Below are 21059 nucleotides of genomic sequence, written 5' to 3' on the forward strand. Positions count from 1 at the left end.
CGCTATACCCTGGCCGGGTGCTCAACGCCTCGATTGCCCCGCTCAGCGCGCATAAACAAACACAGGCAAGCGCCAAGCAACGCCGCCATCGCCGCCAGCATAAAACCTAGTTCGGCTCCTGCATGCTCCTGCCAGACCAGACCTGCGCCCCAGGCACCCAAGGCACCGCCGGCTCCAAATCCGAAACCAACATAAAACGACTGGCCACGACTTTGTTCGTTCGCCGGAAAGTGCTGATGAATAAAGCGAATCGCCGCCGCATGGTGTAGAGCAAAACTGAATGCATGCAGGCCTTGCGCAAACAGCAACCACCAGAATACTTCAGCAAGCTGCGACATCAGTCCCCAGCGCAGCGCGGTTACCAGCATGCAGAATATAAGAATGCGACGCACCCCATGGCGCACGACCAGTTTTCCCGCAATCAGGAACATCCCCACTTCCACTGCGACCCCAAAGGCAATCAACAAGCCGACCGCATACGGGGCATAGCCCAGGTAGGTCAGATACAAGGCGAAGAACGCATAAAAAGGTGCGAAGCTGGCTTGTAATAATGTGGTTGAAAACAGGAACGCGATGAAAGGACGTTGGCGTATCCGCTTCCAGATAGAGCCAGTATGTTCAGGACGGGTATCGACGTGCTGTGCCTTAGCAGGCTCATATAAACGGCTCACACTGAGTAACAGCAGTGCAACCAGAATAGCGCTGTAGATCGGGAACCGGTGTGCACCGGTAGCGGCAAGCAATTCTCCAATAACCAGCGAGACCGCGATAAAACCAAGGCTGCCGCCGACCCGGATTCGTGAGTACATTTCGCTTTGCTGGCCTAAGGTACTTAACGCCAGCACTTCCAGCTGTGGCAAAATCGCAGCCCAGAACAGGCTCATTAGGCCCATTGTCAGTGCTACCCACCAAAAACTTGATGACCATAGCAACGCCACAAAAAGTACTAATCCTGCGCAGGCACCGATGCGGATGAAGGGTAAGGTTTTGCCTGTTTTGTCAGCCAGTGTGGCCCAGATGGGCGGACCGAATATGCGGCAGGCAGTAATGATCGCAATCAGCTCACCGATTTCGCGGGAATTAAAACCGACGGCATCGAGATACACCGCCAAATACGGCACAAATGCAGCCAGTACCGCAAAGTAACAAAAATAACTGATCGTCAGCAGACGGCTTTGCCGGCGCGCCTGCGGTTCCAGTGCTGCAAAACTCATTCGGCGGTCGGCACTTGTCCGTTCGCTGTCAGTACTGAGTTTTGTCCGCGATGACGCAGATAATGATCAAGCAAGGTTATAGCCAGCATCGCTTCTGCAATAGGAACGGCGCGTATGCCAACACAAGGATCATGACGGCCTTTAGTGACCACTTCACATTCACTGCCATCGCGACGAATACTGCGCCCCGGGATGGTAATACTGGAGGTTGGTTTAAGCGCAATTTCAGCAATCACCGGCTGTCCACTGCTAATCCCTCCAAGCACACCACCTGCGTGATTTGAGAGAAAGCCGGAGGCATCCATTTCATCACGATGCTCGCTGCCGCGCTGCTCGACTACCGCGAACCCATCACCAATGGCGACAGCTTTCACCGCGTTAATGCTCATCAGGCTATGCGCCAGGTCGGCATCGAGCCGGTCAAATACCGGTTCACCCCAACCCGCCGGAACGCCGTGGGCTTCCACCCGGATTCTGGCCCCAATCGAGTCACCTGACTTCTTTAACTGGCGAATGCTCTCATCTAATAAGTCCAGTTTGCGGCTATCGGCGAAAAAGAATGCATTCTGATTCACCTGCTCCCAGTCAAACTGTTCAGCATTGATATCGCCCATCTGCACCATCGCACCACGAACTGAAACCCCGAGGCCGGCAAGGACCTGCATCGCGATTGCGCCCGCCGCGACGCGAATCGCGGTTTCACGTGCCGATGAGCGTCCACCGCCACGGTAATCACGAAAACCGTACTTGGCATCATAGGTGTAATCCGCATGTCCGGGACGGTAGGTATCCTGAATATCACTGTAATCACGCGAACGCTGATCGGTGTTCTCGATCAGCACGCCAATCGGTGTGCCTGTGGTTTTACCCTCGAAGACACCGGACAAGATACGGATCTGATCGGCTTCCCGGCGGGCTGTCGTGTAGCGACTTTGGCCAGGCCGGCGACGGTCAAGTTGCGCCTGAATATGCGCTTCCGACAGTTCAATTCCGGGCGGGCAGCCATCAATAACACCGCCGATAGCTACACCGTGGCTTTCACCAAAGGTGGTTACCCTGAACAATTGACCAATACTATTTCCCGCCATGGGAGCCCTCGAATCTATATATAAAGGAATTTAAAATGCGTCAGCGTGCGCCACTAACTGGTCGCGGGTGAGCAGGAATACGCCCTCGCCGCCCTGTTCAAACTCAAGCCAGGTAAAGGGAACCTGCGGCCATAACGCTTCCATGTGCACCCGGCTGTTACCGACCTCGCAAATTAGCATACCGCCCTCATTCAGCTGGGTCGCACCTTCGCGCAGAATACGGCGCACCAAATCAAGACCATCATCGCCCGCCGCCAGCCCAAGCTCGGGCTCGTGGTGGTATTCAGCCGGCAGATCTGCCATGTCTTCTGCATCAACATACGGGGGGTTCGTTATAATCAGGTCATAGCGTTCGTCTTTAACCGCATCGTAGCCGTCTGAGCGCAACGGCGTGACCTGGTGTTCAAGACCGTGCTGCTGAATATTACGTTCACAGACCGCCAGCGCGTCCTCACTAATATCAACCGCATCGATGTCCGCTTCCGGGAAGGCATAGGCGCAGGCAATAGCAATACAGCCGGACCCCGTACAGAGATCAAGAATACGCTGCGGTGATGTCGTTAGCCACGGCTGGAAGCCTTGGCCAATCAGTTCAGCAATCGGTGAACGTGGTACCAGCACCCGCTCATCGACGTAGAACGGCAAGCCAGCAAACCACGCCTGATGTGTCAGGTACGCAGCGGGCACACGCTGGTCAATACGTTTTTGCAGCAGCTGCCACAGACTCTGTTTTTCAAAACCGGTCAGGCGGCACTCCATAACCTGCGCCAGCTCTGCGAAATTCAAAGCTGTGACGCTGGCCAATAATAAATTCGCTTCTTCCCAGGCATCGGCTGCGCCATGACCAAAAAAGACCTCGGCCTGGTTCATCTCCGTCACCGCATAGCGCTGCCAGTCACGGATAGTTTTCAGCTCAGCGGCCAGCTCGTTAAAGTTCATTGACTCCACAGAATTTCCTTACCAGCTAATTTTACTCACAGGCAATGCCCGAGTACTATATGAATGTCTGTAAGATTACCTGAAAACAAGGGGATATTCATGCCTGACGATGCCAACTTAAGCGATGACGAGCGTAATCTGTTCCGTCAGGCGGTCGTGGGTGTGCAAAAACTATCCACCAATGACCGTACCCCACCGGCCAAACCTCAGCCACAAGTTGTCAGTAAACGTGCCCGGGCTGCCGCGAAACGGGCTGCAGGTGAACAGGCGCGGGAGCATGCAAGTTATCCGTTTTCTTCGCAGTTCGAACCTGCTCTTCCTGAAGGCACCATGAAATATACCGCAGCAGATGCCAATCCGTATCTTGCCAAGCAACTACGGCGCGGCGATTTTGCCCCGGAACTGGTAGTCGATTTGCATGGGTTGACCCAGATCCAGGCACAACGGGATCTGGCAGCAGCGATTATTCAATGCCGGCGCGATCAGGCTCATTGCCTGAACGTTATTCACGGGGTCGGCACCGGCGTGTTACGCCAACGGGTACCAGGCTGGCTGATGCAACACTCTGAAGTGCTCGCGTTCCACCAGGCTCCACTGGAATGGGGTGGTCAGGGCGCGCTACTGGTATTACTGAAAACCGATAATTAGAAAGAGGCGCAAGAGCGGCCGTTCAAGCGCCGCTCATAGTCGGTTCCGGAGGAGCGGTCATCGATTGCAGATCACCGCGCATTGCCAATGGCTCGATATCCAGCACCGCAATACCGGCAGTCGGAAACAGCGGTGCCTGTACTTTTTGGTCAAGGTAACTAACCAGATAACACACAAAGGGCATGTGCGAGACCACTAAGACCGTTTCGGCTGGTTCAACCTGCAACCTGGCCAGTAATGCGCTGGCGAATGCTTCCGGATCGGAGGACGGTGTCACTTCATCTGACGTTTCACGCAGCTCAATCGGAATTTCATCGCTAACCAGATCCAACGTCTGCTGCGCCCGCACCAGCGGGCTGGCAATCGCCAGATCAAGTTTCGGATAATGTTCGCTCAGCCACTGCGTACTCGCTCTGACTTCATCTTCACCGTAGGAAGTAAGCTCACGGGCTTCGTCCGACGTATAAGACGCTCCACCCAGCAATGCCGAAGCCTGCTGTGGTGCTGCTTCACCATGGCGCATAATAAACAGCTTCATATGCTACTACCTCATTTGCGCTTGTCATCCGGACGTCCGCCGGTAACTTTATCTGCACGACCTTCTAGTTTGGCTTTCTCAGCCCGACGGCGGCGGATCTCTTTTGGATCAGCAACCAACGGACGATATATTTCTATACGGTCACCATTACGCGGCTGGTCACTAAGTTTGCACGTTTTATTCCAAATACCAACCGCATTCTTTGTCAGGTCGATGTCATCAAAATGTTGCATTATGCCACTTTGCACAATGGCATCTTCCACTGTAGTGCCCCCGGCAACCTGAACAACCATGATTTTTTGCCGGTCAGGTAAGCCATACACAACCTCAATGGTTAGCTGTTGTTCGTTCATCAGCCGTAAACCACTTTGGCGCGTTTCGCAAAGGCATCTACCATACGTCGGTTCACTTCGTTAAAAACTTTACCAAAAGCGAACTGCAACATACGACTGGAGAATTCAAAATCAAGGCGCAGAATCACTTTACAGGCCTTGCCATTGTCCAGCGATTCAAAGTACCAGGCCCCTTGCAGCGCTTTAAAAGGACCACTGATTAATTGTAAATCAATACGATGCGGCTCATGTAGCTGGTTTCGGGTGGCGAAGCTCTGTTGAATGCCAGCTTTGCTAATTTGCAGTTCAGCGTCAATCTGAGCGTCCTGCTCAGCAAGAATGCGGGCAGCAGAACAACCCGGCACGAATTCCGGATACGCCGGAATGTCGTTCACCAAGTCGAACATTTGCTTGCAACTGTACGGAACCAGTGAGGTCCGTTCAATCTGTGGCATAATGATTACCTTGCAGCTGAAAATAAAGCGCGCATTTTAGCGGTTTTGTAGGCTATCGCCTACACCTGAGATGAGTTAATTTCACACCCCGCTCTCTTCCCTGTGCGCCAAGGATAGGTATAATACGCCCATGAGTAAAAAGAAAAAACCAGCATCCAATACCATCGCGCTGAATAAGAAGGCGCGTCACGAGTATTTTCTTGAGGATAAATTTGAGGCTGGCCTTGCCCTGCAAGGCTGGGAAATCAAAAGTATTCGCGATGGAAAAGTAAATTTATCAGACAGTTACGTTATCATCAGAGACGGTGAAGCCTACCTGTTGGGCACCCAGATCCAGCCTCTCAATACGGCATCATCCCATGTCGTCTGTGACCCTGAGCGGACGCGTAAACTTTTATTAAAAAAGAGAGAGTTAGCCACCCTGATCGGGAAAACCGAACGGGAAGGTTATACTTTGGTCGCAACTGCTATGTACTGGAAAAAATGTTGGGTAAAACTGGAGTTTTACCTGGCTAAAGGTAAAAAGTCCCACGACAAGCGCGATAGTATCAAAGACCGCGACTGGGCCCGGCAGAAAGAGCGCATGCTGAAACACGACGTGCGTTAAACTGCTCCCTATTGCATAGCAACCCCCTGAACTTCCAGTAACCATCCAATCAGGGGCTCAAAGTCATCATCCTGATGTCGCATTCCTTGTAATAAGGTCTGCGTCGCCAGTCTGATATGAACCAGGGCCAGGTTGTGCCATATTGCAGCTTGCTCTGGCTTATACAATGCCGCTTGTTGATAGGCATGCTGTGCCGCCGCATACTGGCCGCTGCGCAGATGAATATTCGCCAGCAGAAACCAGCTGTCTGCGTCGCGCTGGTGAATACTCAAATTACGCCGCAGCATACTCTCCGCACTGATAAAATCACCACTTTGATAAGCCCGTTGAGCACTTACACGTAAACTCACCGGGTCCACGGCTTCGCGCCTGTCGTTTGGTATACTCTGGCAGGCGGCTAAAAAAGTCAGCGCCATTGAGAGTATCAGATACCCCAGAGTTCTATTTTTCATCAGTCTCATCCTTGAGTGCAGTGTATTATACATTGGTCGCCTGACTGCACAGTCAACTGCTGACAGCGCAGTTCAAGCACCTGACAAGCCTTGTCACACCAGCATAGGCAGCCCGGGCTAACCTTATGCTCGACCCGTATGCAAACGCCGTTGTTGTCCATCCAAACCAGATCAACCGGCATGCGCATCCCTATGGTATGGATGCACCGGGTTCGCACCAGCCAGATGGCGTTAATATCTTGCCGCTGCTGATAACCAAACCAACCGCGTAACCGAGCGATAAAACCAGCAGCCACTACAACCCCTTTGAGTTGCCGCGTCGGCAGATTGAGAGGACTGACAACGGTCACAATTGCCATAGTAACTTCCCTGCCAGAACCACAATCAATACCAGTAATGTGCTGGGAAATATGAAGAGCATCAACGGCAGCATCAACTTAACCGGTATTTCCATTGCCTGTTGTTCTGCCCGCAGGAATAATTCCTGTCGTCGTTGCGCCGCTTGCGCGAACAAAATCTCGGCCAGTCCGGCACCGCTTTGTTGTGCATGCTGCACCGCACTGCTGAACAGGCGCAGTTCGCGCACCGGAAAGCGACTGGCAAAGTCCGCCATCGCACCATTCAGACTGTCTCCGGCTTTCACCTGATTAACGATGCGTTGCATCTGCTCGGTCAGTGCTGTGCGCTGATTTTGCCCACTCGCCCGCTGCAAACAGGTTAACAACGGCAAGCCTGCGGCCAGTAGCATCGCAATTAGTTCAAGATGGTTAGGTAATTGCGCCACCAGTAACGCCTGGTAGCGACGCTCGCGGCGTACTCTGTCACGCTTGAAGAGCAGGCAAATGAACGCGATTAGGATTGCTGTCAGCAGTCCATAAAACCCTGCGCCCAGAGCACTGCTCGCCACCCCCAGCAGCAAACTGAGCCGACCCAGCCCGGTGACCCAAAGAGTTCGCAAGTCGACCGTGGACACTGGGGCTGAACCAAGTTGACCCAACCAGACCAGTAGCTTAGCCAGGAGCGCCAAGAGCGGAGCCCATGGCAGCATGACTATACTCAGCGCCAGCAAGACCACACCTGACCATAGCAAGGGATCGCCAGCAACCGTCATAGAATCACCTGCAGCCGGGTTTGTTTTCGAATCAGCCAGTAGCCAGTCGATAACATCAGCACTAACGCTGCCAAACTGAGCCAACCCAAGGGGTGCCGGCTTAACGCCAGCATTGTTGGCGTTTCCAGCGCTGATAATGCCAGAAGCATAATGACCGGCAGCCCTGTCATCACTTTCGCCTGCATCTTTCCCTGACTGGCCAGTGCGGTCACCCGGCGCTGCAGGATCTGCTTCGCCTGCATACTGTCGGCCAACTGCCTTAACACTCGCGCCTGTTGACCGCCGTGCTGTTGCGCTAGTTTAAGAGCGACCACAACCCGCTCCAGATCTGTCAGCGGCATTCGTCTGAGCCAGTCCTGCATGCACTCATCAATGCTGTGACCAAGCCGCAACTGAGCCAGCAGCATGGCAATCTCATCCTGCAGCGGAGCCGTACTTTCTTTTTGCACCATTTGCAAATTTGCCAGCAAGGCATTTCCACTTTCCAGCCCCGCCTTTATCAACACCAGCGCGTCCGGCAATTGCTGCAAAAACTGCTGTGATCGACGCCGCCACCTCACCCGTGCAATGAGCTGACGAGCGCCCTCCACCATCGCGATTGTCAGCGAACCCGCGGCAAGAAAGCAGAGACCGTTAAGCAACCATTTAATCCACATCAGCGTGTTCGTCGAGGGGTAGGATGCAGTCCATGGCTGAGACCTTGTGCGCACCAGACAGGCGATCATAAAAGCCGGGAATATCGCCAGTCGCCTGGGCCAGCCAGCCTGAGCGTCCGCTAGCATGCCGACCGCTATAATGGGGAGCCAGGAAAATGTCAGCCAGGCTAATTACCTCGCCTTCTAAGCCCTGAACTTCACTAACTGCGCTAATAAAGCGCTGCCCGCTACTGAGTCTTGAGATCTGAATAACCATATCTATTGCACTGGCGATCTGCTGCCGGATCGCCAGTAGTGGCAAATCCATCCCCGCCATCATTACCATAATCTCTAGTCGGCGCAGGCCATCGCGGGGCGTATTCGCGTGGAGCGTCGTTAACGAACCGGCATGACCGGTATTCATCGCCTGCAACATATCGAGACTTTCGCCACCACGGCACTCCCCGACTACTATTCGGTCCGGCCGCATTCTTAAGGCGTTAATAACCAACTGGCGAATACTGACCTCACCACGGCCCTCCTGGTTAGCCGGGCGGGCCTCTAATGCCACCAAATGGTGATGATTGAGCTGCAATTCAGCGGAGTCTTCGATAGTAATCACACGCTCATTTGCAGCTATCCAATTGGCGAGAATATTGAGTAAGGTGGTTTTTCCGGTACCAGTTCCACCACACACGACGATATTCAGTTTGCTCTCGACAGCCAGGCGCAGAAACTCAATCAGCTGTTGGCTGCAACTTTTACTTTGAATTAAATCACCGGCGCCTAGTATCTGCCGCGAGAATTTACGGATGGTAATGCAACTTCCGCCCACCGCCAGCGGCGGGATGATGACATTGACCCTGGCGCCACAGCGCAACCGGGCATCAGTCATCGGGCTGGCCTGATCAACGCGGCGGCCCACGCCCGCTACGATGCGTTCAATCACTCGTCGCAAAGCATCTTCATCAGCAAAAGCGACCTCGCTTGGGCTCAACTGGCCGTGCCGCTCTACATAGACCTGGGATGGGCCGTTGACCATAATCTCCGACACCTCAGGGTCCCGCAGTAATGGTTCGAGGGGCCCAAGCCCAATCAAGTCGTCCAGCAATCGCTGTTCAAGCGCGTTACGCGCCTCTTCAGTCAATGATGAAGACAACTGATGTTGCTGTATCAGCTGTTGCAACGCCGCTTTCAGTAAATCGCTGAGCTGTTCATCACTCAGTGTTTCAACGGCACGCTGCTGCGCCTTGATATAATCACGCACTTGCTGCTGTATCTGTTGGTAGCTATCCATTCCACCACTCCTGTCCCGGCTAATTGGTCCGCCTATAAATACGTCTGCATCCCCCGACATGGTGTTCGTCGCAAGCGCTCTTCGATATGCTCCACATACTCGATTCGCTTGCGTTGTTGCTTAACATCATCCGTCACCACCCGCGGCGTAATGAAAATGACCAGTTCAGTCCGCTGTTGTTGTTGCTGTTGATGACGAAACAAGCCTCCGAGTAAGGGCGCCCGCTCCGCTCCCGGCAGCTGCTGCCATTGATGGTCCATTTGCTCACTACGCAAGCCGGAAATAACAAAGCTTTCCCCGGGTTGTACAGCTACTACTGATTCAGTCCGCCGGGTCAGTAAACCTGGAATACCAGCAACACTTACCGCGGCATCAAGGTTACTGACTTCTGTGGTCACTGCGGTTCGAATGCTGCCATCATCCAACTGCTCTGGCGCAATTGAGAGTTGAATGCCGTACTGACGAAATGCCACATCCATCGCCCCCTGCAAATTGGTTTGCGGCAATGGCACTTCGCCCCCTGCCAGAAAATGAGCTTGCTCACCACTTTCGGTTCGCAGGACCGGACTAGCCAGCATTCGAGCGACCCCCTGTTCGGCCAGGGCATGCAACTGCGAGCTGAGCGACAATGCCAACCCTGCTGAGACGTAGTGCCCCGGAGGCAGCGATACGTCGGTCAACGCTGGCGACGTATCCACTCCTTGTGTCGCGGCGCGAAAATGGTCGCCACCCGCCCAGTCGCTGAGTATCGCCAACGCAGGTCCATTCACTACCTGCTGCCAACGCACGCCGAGGCTTTGTAATTGACGCTGCTTAAACTCCATCACCTGAACTTCCAGTTCAATAACCGGCACAGCGGCGCTTGCCTCTTCTCTATCGCCCACTTCAACCTGATAGCGCAGGTGCCCGCTGTCATGCCAAACCATAATCTGGCTATGGCCGGGCGCGATCCCGAGCAGCAACAGCTCATTGCTGGCGAGTTGACGCGCCTCGACAACGTCCCCGTTAGCGACCGCCACTCTGGTGATATCATCAGGTAAGTCGAACACCTCAAGTTCACCAACCTGTAAGAATACGCTTGCCAGTATTGCCATCAGCATCACCGCCAGACTCCTTCTGTCAACGCCCGCTGCGGCAGAGCCCCCACGCTTTGTTCAAAACCACGCCATTCGTCAGCCTCCTCCGACCGTCCGCCCACGATCCATTGCGTTTGTCTGCGAGCCACGGACAACGGCTTCGAATCTTCCGTTGAACGCAGCCACAGCTGCAATTGCCCGCTGCGCTGAGCACGTTCTACCGATGCCATTTTTTCGACGGAAATAGCCAGGGTCACTGAACGCTCTGTTGCAGAATCGGAGAACTCCCACTGACCATCAACGGCCACTACAGTGACCCCACTTTCAATCACCTCCAGTGAGCGTTCCGCCAGCGCGACCAGATCGACTTTATCGCCTAATTGCAGTAAACCGGCATGGCTTTGTTCAGTACCCGGCAGCAAGGTAAATGCCCGCTGCCCCTCGAGCAACAGATCACTAAAACGATTCTGTTGTTGCGACGCCAGGTGCAACCATTGCAATGGCTGGCCCTGAGCAACAGGATGCTCAAGCAGACGACCAAACACACTGGCCGCATGCTCTGCCCTGATATGGTCATTTGCAAGTCCGACTGCATGTACCCGGCGCAGGCTTAGCCACGCCGGCGTTAACTGGCTACCTGTGCTAAGAGGGCGGTTCGCTACCACGACCTCAAGTTGCTCCGCTGGTAAATCAAGAGGAAGCGGAGCCTGCTGCAACTGACGTTGCAGATAAAGCTGCAGCAGGTATAAAGCCGCTATAGCGGCAGCTAATCCGCAACACAGTGGTAGCCAGAAGCTGCCGTTGAATTTCCATTTCATTGCACCCTTCCTTTGACATAGACAAGGTTAACCAGCCCATCCGGGTCGCGCTGAGCAGTTACAACGAACCGCTCAGCGTCAACATGCCATTGCATCACAAACCCGTGCTCGTGCTGCTGATGCATCATTAACCGCGCCTGGGTCTCGCGTTGCCTGCGCAATAACTGAGCCTGCAAGCGATAGAGCGGCTGACGGGTCTGCAGCAGGCTGACTTCGTCGGTGCCCTGCTGATATTGGCTAAAAAGTTCAGCGCTAAAAGGAAGCTCAGGTTTAGCCAGATCCTTCCGGCGCTCGCTTTGTATCCACAAAAATGTATCTTCATTCGGGATCAGGCTATACAGACTGTTTTCGTCCAGACAGTACCAGTCGATAGCCTGCGGCGGACTGATAACCGTGCAACGGGGCCGATGACTGGTGCGCCACTCGAACGCTTCCAGTTGGCTGATTTGCAACTGCCAGATGTCCATTTGCATGCCTTGCGCCTGAACCTGCCGCAGCAGAGGTGTTGTTGGCCAGGCTTCAGGTAAGCCCGGATAAATGCTGAGCAACCAACAAACAGCGGGTATCAACGAGGCCATCACCGCTCAACCGGTTCAGTCGTACAAGGGGCGCCAATGTTCCGATGACAGAGTGCATCGGCTGGCACAACATCCACATCGACGTAGCCCGGAACAAGTTGCTGGGGCCTCAGCTCCCTCGCCAGCGGTAACATGGAAAGTCCTGACTGCAGGGTTCGCTGCCAATCGTTATCAAGCAGATTAGACCCTGTTAGCAGTGCAGGCCGACGCCGCAAATCATCCAGCTGACGAGGACTCCAGTCGTCACGTAAGCGCAAATATCGAACCCACAGTGAGTTACCAACATCTGCAATTTCCACATCCCACAAATTGTCATTGGCCATACCCAGCGAACTTTCGTAACGTGCCATGAGTTCAAACGGCTTGGTCGCAGTAGCAAACGGGTATTCGTTACGGTTGTACAACACCATCCATTTACGCCAGTTCAACCACAGATCCAACTCGTCGTTCCAATAAGCCATATCCATCGCTGGCAGCGCCATTGCATTGCGCTCCTCCGCCTGAGCTAACGCCAGGTTAGCTAACTGCTGAGCCATACTTCGCTGCTCCAGTGCCTGCCATAACCGGGGCATTCCCCAAAATAGCAGCATCACCAGCACTGGCATCGCGACTACAAGTTCAATCATCGCCTGCCCTCGTTGGTTCATACCTGCTGCTCCAGTAGCCACTGCTCAGCAATGCTGATTGGAACCAGCCGCGCCTGCCAGAGTGCATTTAGCAGGTTGCTTCGCTCGGTTAGCCGATCACGCCGTGGCCATAGCTCTGTCGGGCGCTGATAACGGACCTGAGCGCGCGCTATCGCGAAAGGCTGTAGTGGATCCGACGCCTCCTTTTCCCGCACCACCAGGGTCATACGAGGCCAGTCATTGTGGCTGTGGACACGATACAGCGCTGGCATCGTCAACGGCTGGGAAAGGCGTCGGCTACGTAATGCGGTATTGCGACTCAAGGCTCCACGAGCAGCGTAAGCCCCTCCAAATGCAGTGGGTGCAACGTACCCACTCACCGGGGGGCGTGCGCCTGCATAGCTGCCACCAGTTCCGACTGGCACGGTATAACGACGAAACGGACCTAAGCGAACCCGCAATGTCGCCACATCGATAGCCTGCACATGCAAACGCTGGTTATGCGTTGCTACCAGTTCAGTACCGCCCCATTTATCAAAGCGGGCGCTGACGGCGCCACCGATCCCAAACCAGCGATAGCTGCGCCGTTCACTAAAGCCATCCCGGCTTTGCTGCAACAGCGGCTGATAGTAAGAGGCCAGCGCATCACGGCGCTGGTACGTTACCCAGCTATAGGCAAAATCAGGCAGCGTAGCGTGATTGAGTAAAACCAGTTGCAGCCGCTCATCTGTGCCCTCAACTATCTGCTGCGAGGTCTGAAGCGCCGTTGCTGCAGCGGCAGCATGGAAAAGTAATTGTGAGCTGCTTAACAGCTGAATGAGTAATGCTTCCGCCTGGATTAACCCCTGCACTGCTCGATTAAATGGTTGCTGGATCTGCTGCAAGGTCTGTGCAAGTCGGGTCATAACGGCGTTCAGATAAGGTATCCAGCTGGTAACTAAGGCACTGTTTCGGGTCGTTTCGTTTAGCATCGCCAGGTAGCTGCTTAGGCCAACCAGTTGCGCTATGGCGACCTGGTTGGCCAGCGCGGCGCGGTTGGTCACGGCTTTAAAATTAAGGTCCCTTGCCACCACAATGGCAAACGCCTCAGTAGCATGATCGGCCACCTGCTGAATATGAGTTTGTCGCTGAGCACGCTGCCCTAGCTCGGTCACCGCGAGTAAACCAAAGAACAAGCCCGTCACGCATAGTAATAATGCGATCAGGGCCTGCCCTTTGTTCGCGCTAGTTACCATGAGTGGTTGCTTCATCGTAATTGCCCAGCTGATAGTCGTCGTCAGCCAGCTCACTTGCCTGCTGAGCAGCGCCTTGCGCCGCACTCAGCTCAGCACTGGCTGAGCGGCCGCTGATTTCCTGCGCGACACCTGCGACCTGATTACGAACTGACTTGCCAAGGAAGGAGTACACCCCGATAGCGGCGATAGCCACCAGCGCTAATACGATAATATATTCGGTCATGCCCTGACCGCGTTGCAGACGTTTCATAACAAGCTCCCTGTGTTACCCGAGTCCACCATGGACTCTATAGGTATAGTCAGGAAGCCGTGTTCAGGCGATGGGGATGTTGTACGTTATGGCGTAAACAGAAGCGACAAGCCGTTACTCAATAGCGAGGTATTTATGCAGCTGAACAGACAGGCGCCAGTTCCGCTTGCGGCAGGTCTCGATCGCCAGTTCGGTAGCCCGTGGCCGCTGGCTGATAGGCTGCAGACAGATGGTGGTACCAGCAGCGACGGGGCAGCGCCCGAGTAAGGCATCGAGAGCATCAATGTGTTTTTGCATTGCAATCGGGTGCTTGATTTCGTTCGCCCGCGCCATCGCATCAGCGCGCACCTCATAGCCGCCCGGCATATCAAGTTTCGGTGAAACCGTAACCCAGGTCTGCGCACTGGTTTTAATTTCAAAGGTGCCGCTGGTTTCGATCTGGGTCTGGTAGCCGGTCTCGTGCAGCAATTCGGTCAACGCATTCAGATCATACATGCAGGGTTCACCGCCGGTAATCACAACGTGCTTCGCAGTAAAGCCCTGCTGTTCAATCAGCTCCAGCACCGCCTGCTCACTCATTCCGGCCCAGCTCGGGCTGTCACCGGTTTTCATAATCAACTGCTCCGGCTTCACCTGATCCTGGTTGTTTTTATCCCAGGTATGCTGGGTGTCACACCAGGGACAGCCAACCGGGCAGCCCTGCAAGCGCAAAAATATTGCAGCGACGCCGGTAAAAACCCCTTCGCCCTGAATCGTTTCAAATAATTCGTTCACTGCCAGCATACTGTTTTGCGCCACTAAATTCGGTAGAATGGGTTCAACTTTGTATTTTACCTGAGTAAGGCATGATGGCGCAAAATTCTAATCCGGCTACGAAGCCGCAACAACAAACCGTAGTGGTTATTTATTCGGGCGGGATGGACTCATTTACCGTTCTTAACCGGGCGATTGCCGACGGTCATCAGGTGCATGCGGTGTCCTTTCATTATGGTCAGCGCCACCACCGTGAACTGGAGTCCGCAAAAGCGGTCTGTGCGCAGCTTGGGGTTGCGCATAAAGTCGTCGATATTCGCAGCATCAATACGCTGCTGGCAGGGTCGTCGTTAACCGACGACATAGACATTCCTGAAGGCGACTATGCCACCAGCAATATGACCTCCACCGTGGTGCCGAACCGCAATATGATCTTGCTGTCACTGGCGATTGGCTATGCGGTGTCTATTAAAGCAGGTCAGGTCTACTACGGCGCCCATTCCGGCGACCATGACATCTACCCGGATTGCCGCCCAGAATTTGTTGAGGCAATGAACGCCGTGAGTCAGCTGGCGAACTATGAACCGGTAGAAATTCACAGCCCTTACCTGATGCAAAGCAAAGCGGATATTCTCGCCGACGGCCTGCGCATGGGACTTGACTATAGCCAGACCTGGACCTGTTACAACGGCCGTGACAAAGCCTGTGGCAAATGCAGCGCCTGCCGTGAACGACTGGCTGCATTTGCCGCGCATGGCATTACTGATCCGCTCGAGTACGAATAAGCTCTATCACCCGCTGGCCTTCCTGCCAGCTTGGGCTGTTATGTCGCTGGTCCCAGTTTAACCCACTGCGACCGCGCATAATGCCCAGATAATCCCGTTGCGGGGCTGGTATCCGCACTGAGTCCAGTACCTCAATAGCCCCCGCGCGATCATTGCACACCAGGATCATATCGCAGCCCGCATCCAGTGCACGCTCCGCCCGCTCCTGCATACTCCCCACTACGGTCGCGCCCTCCATTGCCAGGTCATCACTGAAAATAACGCCGTCAAATTTCAGTTGTTGCCGCAACACGGTCTGTAACCAGTGGCGCGAGAACCCTGCCGGCAGCGGGTCGACCTGACTGTAAATTACATGTGCTGGCATCACCGCCTGAATATCAGCGAGTAAGCCTTTAAACGGCATCAGATCGAGCACCGCGATGGCATCGGGTTCACGCTCATCAATTGGCACCGCTATATGGGAATCCGCCTGTACCGAGCCATGACCAGGAAAGTGTTTACCGGTAGCCGCCATGCCCGCGTGCTGCATTCCCTGTATGAACGCGCGCGCATAGGTTTCAATAGCCTCAGGGCGGGCCGAAAATGCACGATCACCGATTACTTCACTGACACCATTTACATCCAGCACAGGTGCAAAACTGAAATCAATGCCACAGGCGAGCACTTCGCTCGCCATGAGCCAACCCATTTGCTTTGCCCACAGGCAGCCTTCTGCCTCATTTTCGGCATAACGCTCAAAGCTGGCCATTGCCGGAATAGCGGAGAACTGCTCACGACAACGCTGCACCCGACCGCCTTCGTGGTCAATTGCAATCACCAACGGATTACGCGCATGTTCGCGAATACTCTTACACAACGCCTGTAACTGCCGGGGCTCTGCATAGTTACGACTAAACAGGATCACCCCACCCACGCTCGGGTGTTGCAGTAATTCTTTGTCCTCAGCATCCAGTTCAAGCCCCTGGATATCCAGCATAACAGCGCTCATCGTTAATCCTTGTGTATCGCATCGTGGTTGCAAAGGGCGTTAGTATGCCAGAACTTCACAACGCTTGGCAGCGTCATCAACCTTAAGTATGATGTAAAGAAATTGTTTAAAAGGACTCTTTGCAATGAAAAAACTCTCTGTAATCGCTGCCACGGTGATGGCCTTAACTGCCTGTGGCAGTGATAGCAGCCCGGCTCCTACTCCGACGAGTAACCCAACGGCTGACCAGTGCAGTGTTGAAGGACAGAATCAACAACTCATCGACAATTTACGTCGCGACTATTTATGGAATGATCAGCTTCCTGACTCGATTTCTGCCTCAAGCTATTCCAGCCCATATGCGCTTCTGGAAGACGTTGTACCGCCACTTGACCGCTTTAGTTTTATGATAACCCGTCAGGAATATGAAGACCGCTACGTCAACGCAACCTTTTTCGGGCTTGGTTTTGGCTACGCCGTCGATCCCGAGCGCGAAGAACTTCGGATTAACTATGTGTATGAAAATTCGCCTGCCGGACGAGCGGGTATTACCCGAGGCGCGTTGCTGACCCGAATCAATGACATTGATATGTCGACCTTTTTCAGTTCCGATTTATATGCCCGCATCGAACGTGGTGAAGCATCCTGGAACGAAGTCTTTGGCCCCAATCAGGAAGGCGCAGAGGTCAGTATTGAATGGCGTCGCCCGGATGGTACTCTGGACGATGACGTATTAGCACGTGAAGAAGTTGAAACCAATACCATTATGGCAGTCGAACGCTATCAACTGGACAACGGCGACCATGCAGGCTATTTCGTTTTCGACAGCTTTATTGACCGCTCGGCGCAGGATATCAATACCGCCATCGACCAGTTGGTTGCCGCCGGTGGCGTGGATGAACTGATTATTGATTTACGCTACAACGGCGGCGGATTAATTCGCATCGCAAACCAGATCGCCTCACAGGCCAGCTGGGACTTTGTAGAAAACGAAACCTTCCTTACCTTCAATTACAACGATAACTATGCAGACGAAGAGTACCTGTTTGACCTCGGTGACGGCATCGAGCGACTTAATTTACCCCGCGTCGTGGTGCTAACTACAGGCGCAAGTTGCTCTTCCAGTGAGATTATTATTAATTCACTGGAGCCCTTTGTTGACGTGGTAACGGTTGGACAACCGACCTGCGGTAAGCCAGTCGGACAGAGCCCCACCCAAATCTGTGACAAAATGCTCTTTGCGATCAACTTTCAGACTGTCAATGCAGAAGGTGAAGGCGACTACTTTGATGGCCTGACCCCTACCTGTTCGGCACAGGATCGGGCGATTACAGATTGGGGCGATTTGGAAGATCCGCTGTTAGCCGAAGCTTATCACTATTTGCAGACTGGCAGTTGCTCCGCCAGCGCCACCGGTATTCAGGACAAGGATGCAAATATCGCGGCCGATAATTGGGGAGCGGCGCAGAGTGATTCAGCTCAGTCTGAGTCGCAAACGCCGCAGTCAATTACTGACCGCAGTCGTAATCCCTTGTTAGAAAAATGGCGCCAACAACAATAGCGGCGCCATTCATTCTTACATCAGTGAGGTATAAAGCCCTGGTTAATCCAGGGCTTTAAATTTTCCGTCTTTAACATCTTCAGAAGCGAAACTGTCCACCGCTATAGCGCTCATCCGCAGACGTTCACAATGGCGTAACTCAGCCGCCGTGCTTTGGTCAATAACCTCAGCCTGCAGCGCCGCATCGGCTAACGCATCGCCGTTAAGATCAGCACCAATCTGGCCCTTTTTCTGTGCTTTGCGCAGACGTTTGTAGACATCCTGCAGCTTAAACATTTTCTGGAACGCCAGTTCCATATGTCCGGTCACATCGTTTTCGTCATCGCGCCAGTAGCAGAGGAAGGTATGACGGTCCCGGGTTGCATCCGGGATCATCATCGCATCGCTGATCGACTGAGCATGAATGTCAGCGGGCGCTTTGTAATGGATACCAAAGGGAAAAATTAATACCCGTAGCAGACCCGCCATAATGCGTTGCGGAAAGTTCTGCAGGAAACCATCGAACGCCACCCCTATCTGATGCAGGTGATGCTCAAGTGAGTAGCGCACGAACGGCAGGTCAGCCTGCTGCCGGCCATCATCTTCGAACCGCTTAAGCACGGCGGAGGCAATATACAAATGGCTAAGTACATCACCAAGACGCGCCGATATCATCTCTTTGCGCTTCAGATCGCCGCCCAGAGTCAGCATCGCCACATCAGCACTCAGCGCCAGGCCGCGGCTCATCCGTGACAAATGCTGGTAGTAGCGAGCGGTTTCACCACTAACGGGTGAATCAGCAAAACGCGCGCCTGTCAGGCCATGCCAGAATGCGGACAGCGTATTTCCTGCCGCAAAGCCTATATGCTTAATCAGTAACTGATCGAATTCCCGTAACCCGGCTTCTTCATCCGGGTTACCGGCCGCTGCCATCTCTTTCATCACATAGGGGTGACAGCGTGTGGCGCCCTGGCCAAAGATCATCAGGTTACGGGTCAGAATGTTGGCCCCTTCCACTGTGATTGAAATTGGCACGCCCATGTAGTTACTGGCCAGGTAGTTACGCGGCCCCATCTGGATGCCTTTGCCGGCATGAATATCCAGTGCATCATTGCCAATGGTGCGGCCCATTTCTGTCATATGGTATTTGGTCATCGCCGTCACTACGGACGGGCTTTGCCCTTCACACAATGCCGCAACGGTCAGCCGTCGCATCGACTCAACACTGTAATTAAGGCCGCCAATCCGCCCCATCGCTGCCTGCACCCCTTCGAATTTACCAATTGGCAGACCAAATTGATGGCGCACGTAGGCGTAGGCGCCAGTCATCCGTTGTGCCACATGTCCTGATGCGGTGGCCAGTGCCGGCAGTGAAATACCGCGCCCTGCGGACAGACATTCAACCAGCATGCGCCAGCCTTTACCTGCATAGTCCTGGCCACCGATAATCCAGTCCAGTGGAATAAACACATCCTTGCCATAGGTGGTGCCGTTCATAAAGGCTTGCGCCAACGGGAAATGACGGTCCCCGGTTTTAACCCCCGGATGCGAGGTCGGGATCAGCGCACAGGTGATCCCCAAATGCTTGCCACGGCCGAGATGCTCGTCCGGGTCGTCCAGCTTAAACGCCAGCCCCAGCACATCAGCAACCGGCGCCAGCGTAATATAACGTTTATCCCAGTTAAGCTTAATACCGAGGACTTCGTTGCCTTCGTGCTCACCCTTGCAGATGACCCCGTGATCCGGGATGCTGCCTGCGTCCGAGCCCGCTTCCGGGCCGGTTAAAGCAAAACAGGGCACTGCGTCGCCATTTGCCAGTCGCGGAAGCCAGTAGTTCTTTTGTTCATCGGTGCCGTAATGGGTAAGGAGTTCTCCCGGACCCAGCGAGTTCGGCACCATGACGCTCACGGCCACGCTCAGCGAGCGGGTCGCGATGCGACCAACAATGTGCGAGTTCGCCGCCGCTGAAAACGCCAGTCCGCCAAATTCTTTGCCGATAATCATCGCAAAGAAGCCTTCTTTTTTCAGGTAGTCCCAAATTTCTGGCGGCAAATCACGCTGTTGCATGACAATGTCGAAGTCATCGATCATCGCCAGCAAAGTCTCAAGCTGGTTGTCGATAAATGCCTGCTCATCTGCGCTAAATTTCGGATTGGTGGTTCGCAACAAGCGGTTCCAGTCGGGTTTGCCGGAGAATAGCTCTCCATCCCACCATACATCCCCTGCTTCCATCGCGTCTCGTTCGGTCGCTGATAACGGAGGCAACACCCGTTTAAAGAATGCAAATGCTGGTCGTGATATCAGACTCCGCCGAATGTCGGGCACGCCAAGCACAATCGCTATCACTGCAATTAAAATTAACAGTACATACATACTGACACTCCTTTGGTTAATTATCTTTTCTGCGCAGAGGCTGTTTAAAGTCTAGCTGAAGCAGATACTTCTGCCGCCCCAATTCCAGCCGCAAGGTAGGGAATAAGCTTACCGACAATATCTTCCGCGGTGGCACTTTCGCCAAAGTCGGCTTGCGCGATTTCACTTAACGCCTGTCCGGAAACCTGAGCAAAAACAGTGGCTCCAAGGGTAAAGTGAAGACGCCAGAACAAGGTTGCCACACTCAGGTGCGGATTAGCCTGCTGAATGCAATGGAAAAACCGCTGCACTACATGACCAAAGTTCTGCATCGTAAAGCGACGCAGATGGCCCTGGATTTCACTGTAAGCATGGCCCAGTAAGCTGAGGTAAATCTCCGTACCCAGTGGATTGATACGTTGCAGGCTTAATAAGGGACCAACAAAACAACTCAGCACTTCTTCAGTCGAATTAATCCCTTGTCCTTCCAGTGTCTTAAGACGCTCATCCAGCTCTGGCATAAATTGCGCGTGGTAACGTTCCATGACCGCCTGGATAAGCGCTTTTTTGGAGCCGAAATGGTAGTTTACTGAGGCTAAATTGACATCCGCCGCACCCGTTATCTGGCGCAGAGACGTTAATTCAAAGCCCTGATCGGCAAACAAGCGCTCAGCAGCGTTGAGTATTTTATCTTTGGTTTTGAGCACTTTCGCCATCGCTATGCGCCCCTATGTTTGATGGACTACGCCGATTAAAACAGGCG

General features: G+C 53.8%; 25 protein-coding genes. 4 read left to right on the top strand and 21 right to left on the bottom strand.

Annotated elements, in window-relative coordinates; translation table 11 throughout:
* Positions 1 to 2: 2 nt before the first annotated feature.
* From CWE12_RS03630 to prmB, 3 genes are read right to left on the bottom strand one after another with little or no spacing between them, the layout of a single operon-like run.
* Complete coding sequence (locus tag CWE12_RS03630; protein WP_126788296.1) at positions 3 to 1214, bottom strand: MFS transporter; 1212 nt, start codon at positions 1212 to 1214, stop codon at positions 3 to 5.
* Complete coding sequence (gene aroC / locus CWE12_RS03635) at positions 1211 to 2302, bottom strand: chorismate synthase (RefSeq protein ID WP_126788297.1); 1092 nt, start codon at positions 2300 to 2302, stop codon at positions 1211 to 1213. Before aroC ends, CWE12_RS03630 begins: the two co-directional genes overlap by 4 nt.
* Before the next feature lie 30 nt (positions 2303 to 2332).
* Positions 2333 to 3241 carry a 50S ribosomal protein L3 N(5)-glutamine methyltransferase gene (gene prmB / locus CWE12_RS03640; protein WP_126788513.1) on the bottom strand — a complete coding sequence of 303 codons (909 nt, stop codon included), beginning with the start codon at positions 3239 to 3241 and terminating at the stop codon, positions 2333 to 2335.
* A gap of 99 nt (positions 3242 to 3340) precedes the next feature.
* Between prmB and smrB the strand changes: the two genes are divergently transcribed.
* Positions 3341 to 3889 (top strand): endonuclease SmrB, encoded by a 549-nt coding sequence (smrB, locus tag CWE12_RS03645; RefSeq protein WP_157981760.1) that lies wholly within the window; start codon positions 3341 to 3343, stop codon positions 3887 to 3889.
* Positions 3890 to 3911: 22 nt separating this feature from the next.
* On the opposite strand, the gene sixA is transcribed toward smrB, so the two are convergent.
* The 3 genes from sixA to CWE12_RS03660 are packed head-to-tail and all read right to left on the bottom strand — an operon-like array spanning position 3912 to position 5214.
* Entirely contained in the window at positions 3912 to 4427 is a 516-nt protein-coding gene (sixA, locus tag CWE12_RS03650) for a phosphohistidine phosphatase SixA (RefSeq protein WP_126788299.1), read from the bottom strand.
* Between the two features lie 11 nt (positions 4428 to 4438).
* Positions 4439 to 4780, bottom strand: coding sequence for an RnfH family protein (locus CWE12_RS03655; protein WP_126788300.1), 342 nt, complete (start codon positions 4778 to 4780; stop codon positions 4439 to 4441).
* Positions 4780 to 5214 (bottom strand): type II toxin-antitoxin system RatA family toxin, encoded by a 435-nt coding sequence (locus CWE12_RS03660; RefSeq protein WP_126788301.1) that lies wholly within the window; start codon positions 5212 to 5214, stop codon positions 4780 to 4782. Before CWE12_RS03660 ends, CWE12_RS03655 begins: the two co-directional genes overlap by 1 nt.
* Positions 5215 to 5344: 130 nt before the next feature.
* On the opposite strand from CWE12_RS03660, the gene smpB reads away from it, so the two are divergent.
* Positions 5345 to 5821 (top strand): SsrA-binding protein SmpB, encoded by a 477-nt coding sequence (gene smpB, locus CWE12_RS03665; protein WP_126788302.1) that lies wholly within the window; start codon positions 5345 to 5347, stop codon positions 5819 to 5821.
* Between the two features lie 8 nt (positions 5822 to 5829).
* On the opposite strand, the gene CWE12_RS03670 is transcribed toward smpB, so the two are convergent.
* From CWE12_RS03670 to queE, 12 genes are all read right to left on the bottom strand, one after another.
* On the bottom strand, positions 5830 to 6273 hold the full coding sequence (locus tag CWE12_RS03670) for a tetratricopeptide repeat protein (protein ID WP_157981917.1): 444 nt from the start codon (positions 6271 to 6273) through the stop codon (positions 5830 to 5832).
* 5 nt (positions 6274 to 6278) lie between these two features.
* On the bottom strand, positions 6279 to 6632 hold the full coding sequence (locus CWE12_RS03675; RefSeq protein WP_126788304.1) for a DUF192 domain-containing protein: 354 nt from the start codon (positions 6630 to 6632) through the stop codon (positions 6279 to 6281).
* Positions 6620 to 7384 (bottom strand): type II secretion system F family protein, encoded by a 765-nt coding sequence (locus tag CWE12_RS03680; protein WP_126788305.1) that lies wholly within the window; start codon positions 7382 to 7384, stop codon positions 6620 to 6622. The genes CWE12_RS03675 and CWE12_RS03680 overlap by 13 nt, the downstream gene beginning before the upstream one ends.
* Positions 7381 to 8040 carry a type II secretion system F family protein gene (locus tag CWE12_RS03685; RefSeq protein WP_157981918.1) on the bottom strand — a complete coding sequence of 220 codons (660 nt, stop codon included), beginning with the start codon at positions 8038 to 8040 and terminating at the stop codon, positions 7381 to 7383. The genes CWE12_RS03680 and CWE12_RS03685 overlap by 4 nt, the downstream gene beginning before the upstream one ends.
* The gene (locus tag CWE12_RS03690) at positions 8030 to 9316 is read right to left on the bottom strand and encodes a TadA family conjugal transfer-associated ATPase (RefSeq protein WP_198675677.1); all 1287 of its coding nucleotides are present in this window, start codon (positions 9314 to 9316) and stop codon (positions 8030 to 8032) included. Before CWE12_RS03690 ends, CWE12_RS03685 begins: the two co-directional genes overlap by 11 nt.
* 32 nt (positions 9317 to 9348) lie before the next feature.
* Entirely contained in the window at positions 9349 to 10416 is a 1068-nt protein-coding gene (locus CWE12_RS03695) for a pilus assembly protein N-terminal domain-containing protein (protein WP_126788308.1), read from the bottom strand.
* On the bottom strand, positions 10416 to 11210 hold the full coding sequence (cpaB, locus tag CWE12_RS03700) for a Flp pilus assembly protein CpaB (RefSeq protein WP_126788309.1): 795 nt from the start codon (positions 11208 to 11210) through the stop codon (positions 10416 to 10418). Before cpaB ends, CWE12_RS03695 begins: the two co-directional genes overlap by 1 nt.
* Entirely contained in the window at positions 11207 to 11683 is a 477-nt protein-coding gene (locus CWE12_RS03705) for a hypothetical protein (RefSeq protein ID WP_126788310.1), read from the bottom strand. Before CWE12_RS03705 ends, cpaB begins: the two co-directional genes overlap by 4 nt.
* A 104-nt stretch (positions 11684 to 11787) precedes the next feature.
* Positions 11788 to 12435 (bottom strand): hypothetical protein, encoded by a 648-nt coding sequence (locus CWE12_RS03710; protein ID WP_126788311.1) that lies wholly within the window; start codon positions 12433 to 12435, stop codon positions 11788 to 11790.
* Complete coding sequence (locus CWE12_RS03715) at positions 12432 to 13649, bottom strand: hypothetical protein (protein WP_126788312.1); 1218 nt, start codon at positions 13647 to 13649, stop codon at positions 12432 to 12434. Before CWE12_RS03715 ends, CWE12_RS03710 begins: the two co-directional genes overlap by 4 nt.
* The gene (locus CWE12_RS03720) at positions 13639 to 13899 is read right to left on the bottom strand and encodes a Flp family type IVb pilin (RefSeq protein WP_126788313.1); all 261 of its coding nucleotides are present in this window, start codon (positions 13897 to 13899) and stop codon (positions 13639 to 13641) included. The genes CWE12_RS03715 and CWE12_RS03720 overlap by 11 nt, the downstream gene beginning before the upstream one ends.
* A 114-nt stretch (positions 13900 to 14013) precedes the next feature.
* The gene (gene queE / locus CWE12_RS03725) at positions 14014 to 14682 is read right to left on the bottom strand and encodes a 7-carboxy-7-deazaguanine synthase QueE (protein ID WP_126788514.1); all 669 of its coding nucleotides are present in this window, start codon (positions 14680 to 14682) and stop codon (positions 14014 to 14016) included.
* A gap of 65 nt (positions 14683 to 14747) precedes the next feature.
* Here queE and queC point away from each other — a divergent pair, with 65 nt between their 5' ends.
* Complete coding sequence (gene queC, locus CWE12_RS03730) at positions 14748 to 15437, top strand: 7-cyano-7-deazaguanine synthase QueC (protein ID WP_198675688.1); 690 nt, start codon at positions 14748 to 14750, stop codon at positions 15435 to 15437.
* Here queC and nagZ read toward each other — a convergent pair.
* Entirely contained in the window at positions 15412 to 16425 is a 1014-nt protein-coding gene (gene nagZ / locus CWE12_RS03735; protein ID WP_126788315.1) for a beta-N-acetylhexosaminidase, read from the bottom strand. The genes queC and nagZ overlap by 26 nt on opposite strands.
* Before the next feature lie 124 nt (positions 16426 to 16549).
* Between nagZ and CWE12_RS03740 the strand changes: the two genes are divergently transcribed.
* Entirely contained in the window at positions 16550 to 17965 is a 1416-nt protein-coding gene (locus CWE12_RS03740; protein WP_126788316.1) for a S41 family peptidase, read from the top strand.
* A gap of 42 nt (positions 17966 to 18007) precedes the next feature.
* Here CWE12_RS03740 and CWE12_RS03745 read toward each other — a convergent pair whose 3' ends face one another.
* The gene (locus CWE12_RS03745) at positions 18008 to 20317 is read right to left on the bottom strand and encodes an acyl-CoA dehydrogenase (protein WP_126788317.1); all 2310 of its coding nucleotides are present in this window, start codon (positions 20315 to 20317) and stop codon (positions 18008 to 18010) included.
* Positions 20318 to 20361: 44 nt separating this feature from the next.
* Positions 20362 to 21012, bottom strand: a complete 651-nt coding sequence (locus CWE12_RS03750; protein WP_126788318.1) for a TetR/AcrR family transcriptional regulator — start codon at positions 21010 to 21012, stop codon at positions 20362 to 20364.
* Positions 21013 to 21059: the final 47 nt, after the last annotated feature.

The sequence above is a fragment of the Aliidiomarina sedimenti genome, assembly GCF_003986955.1.
Lineage (GTDB): Bacteria > Pseudomonadota > Gammaproteobacteria > Enterobacterales > Alteromonadaceae > Aliidiomarina > Aliidiomarina sedimenti.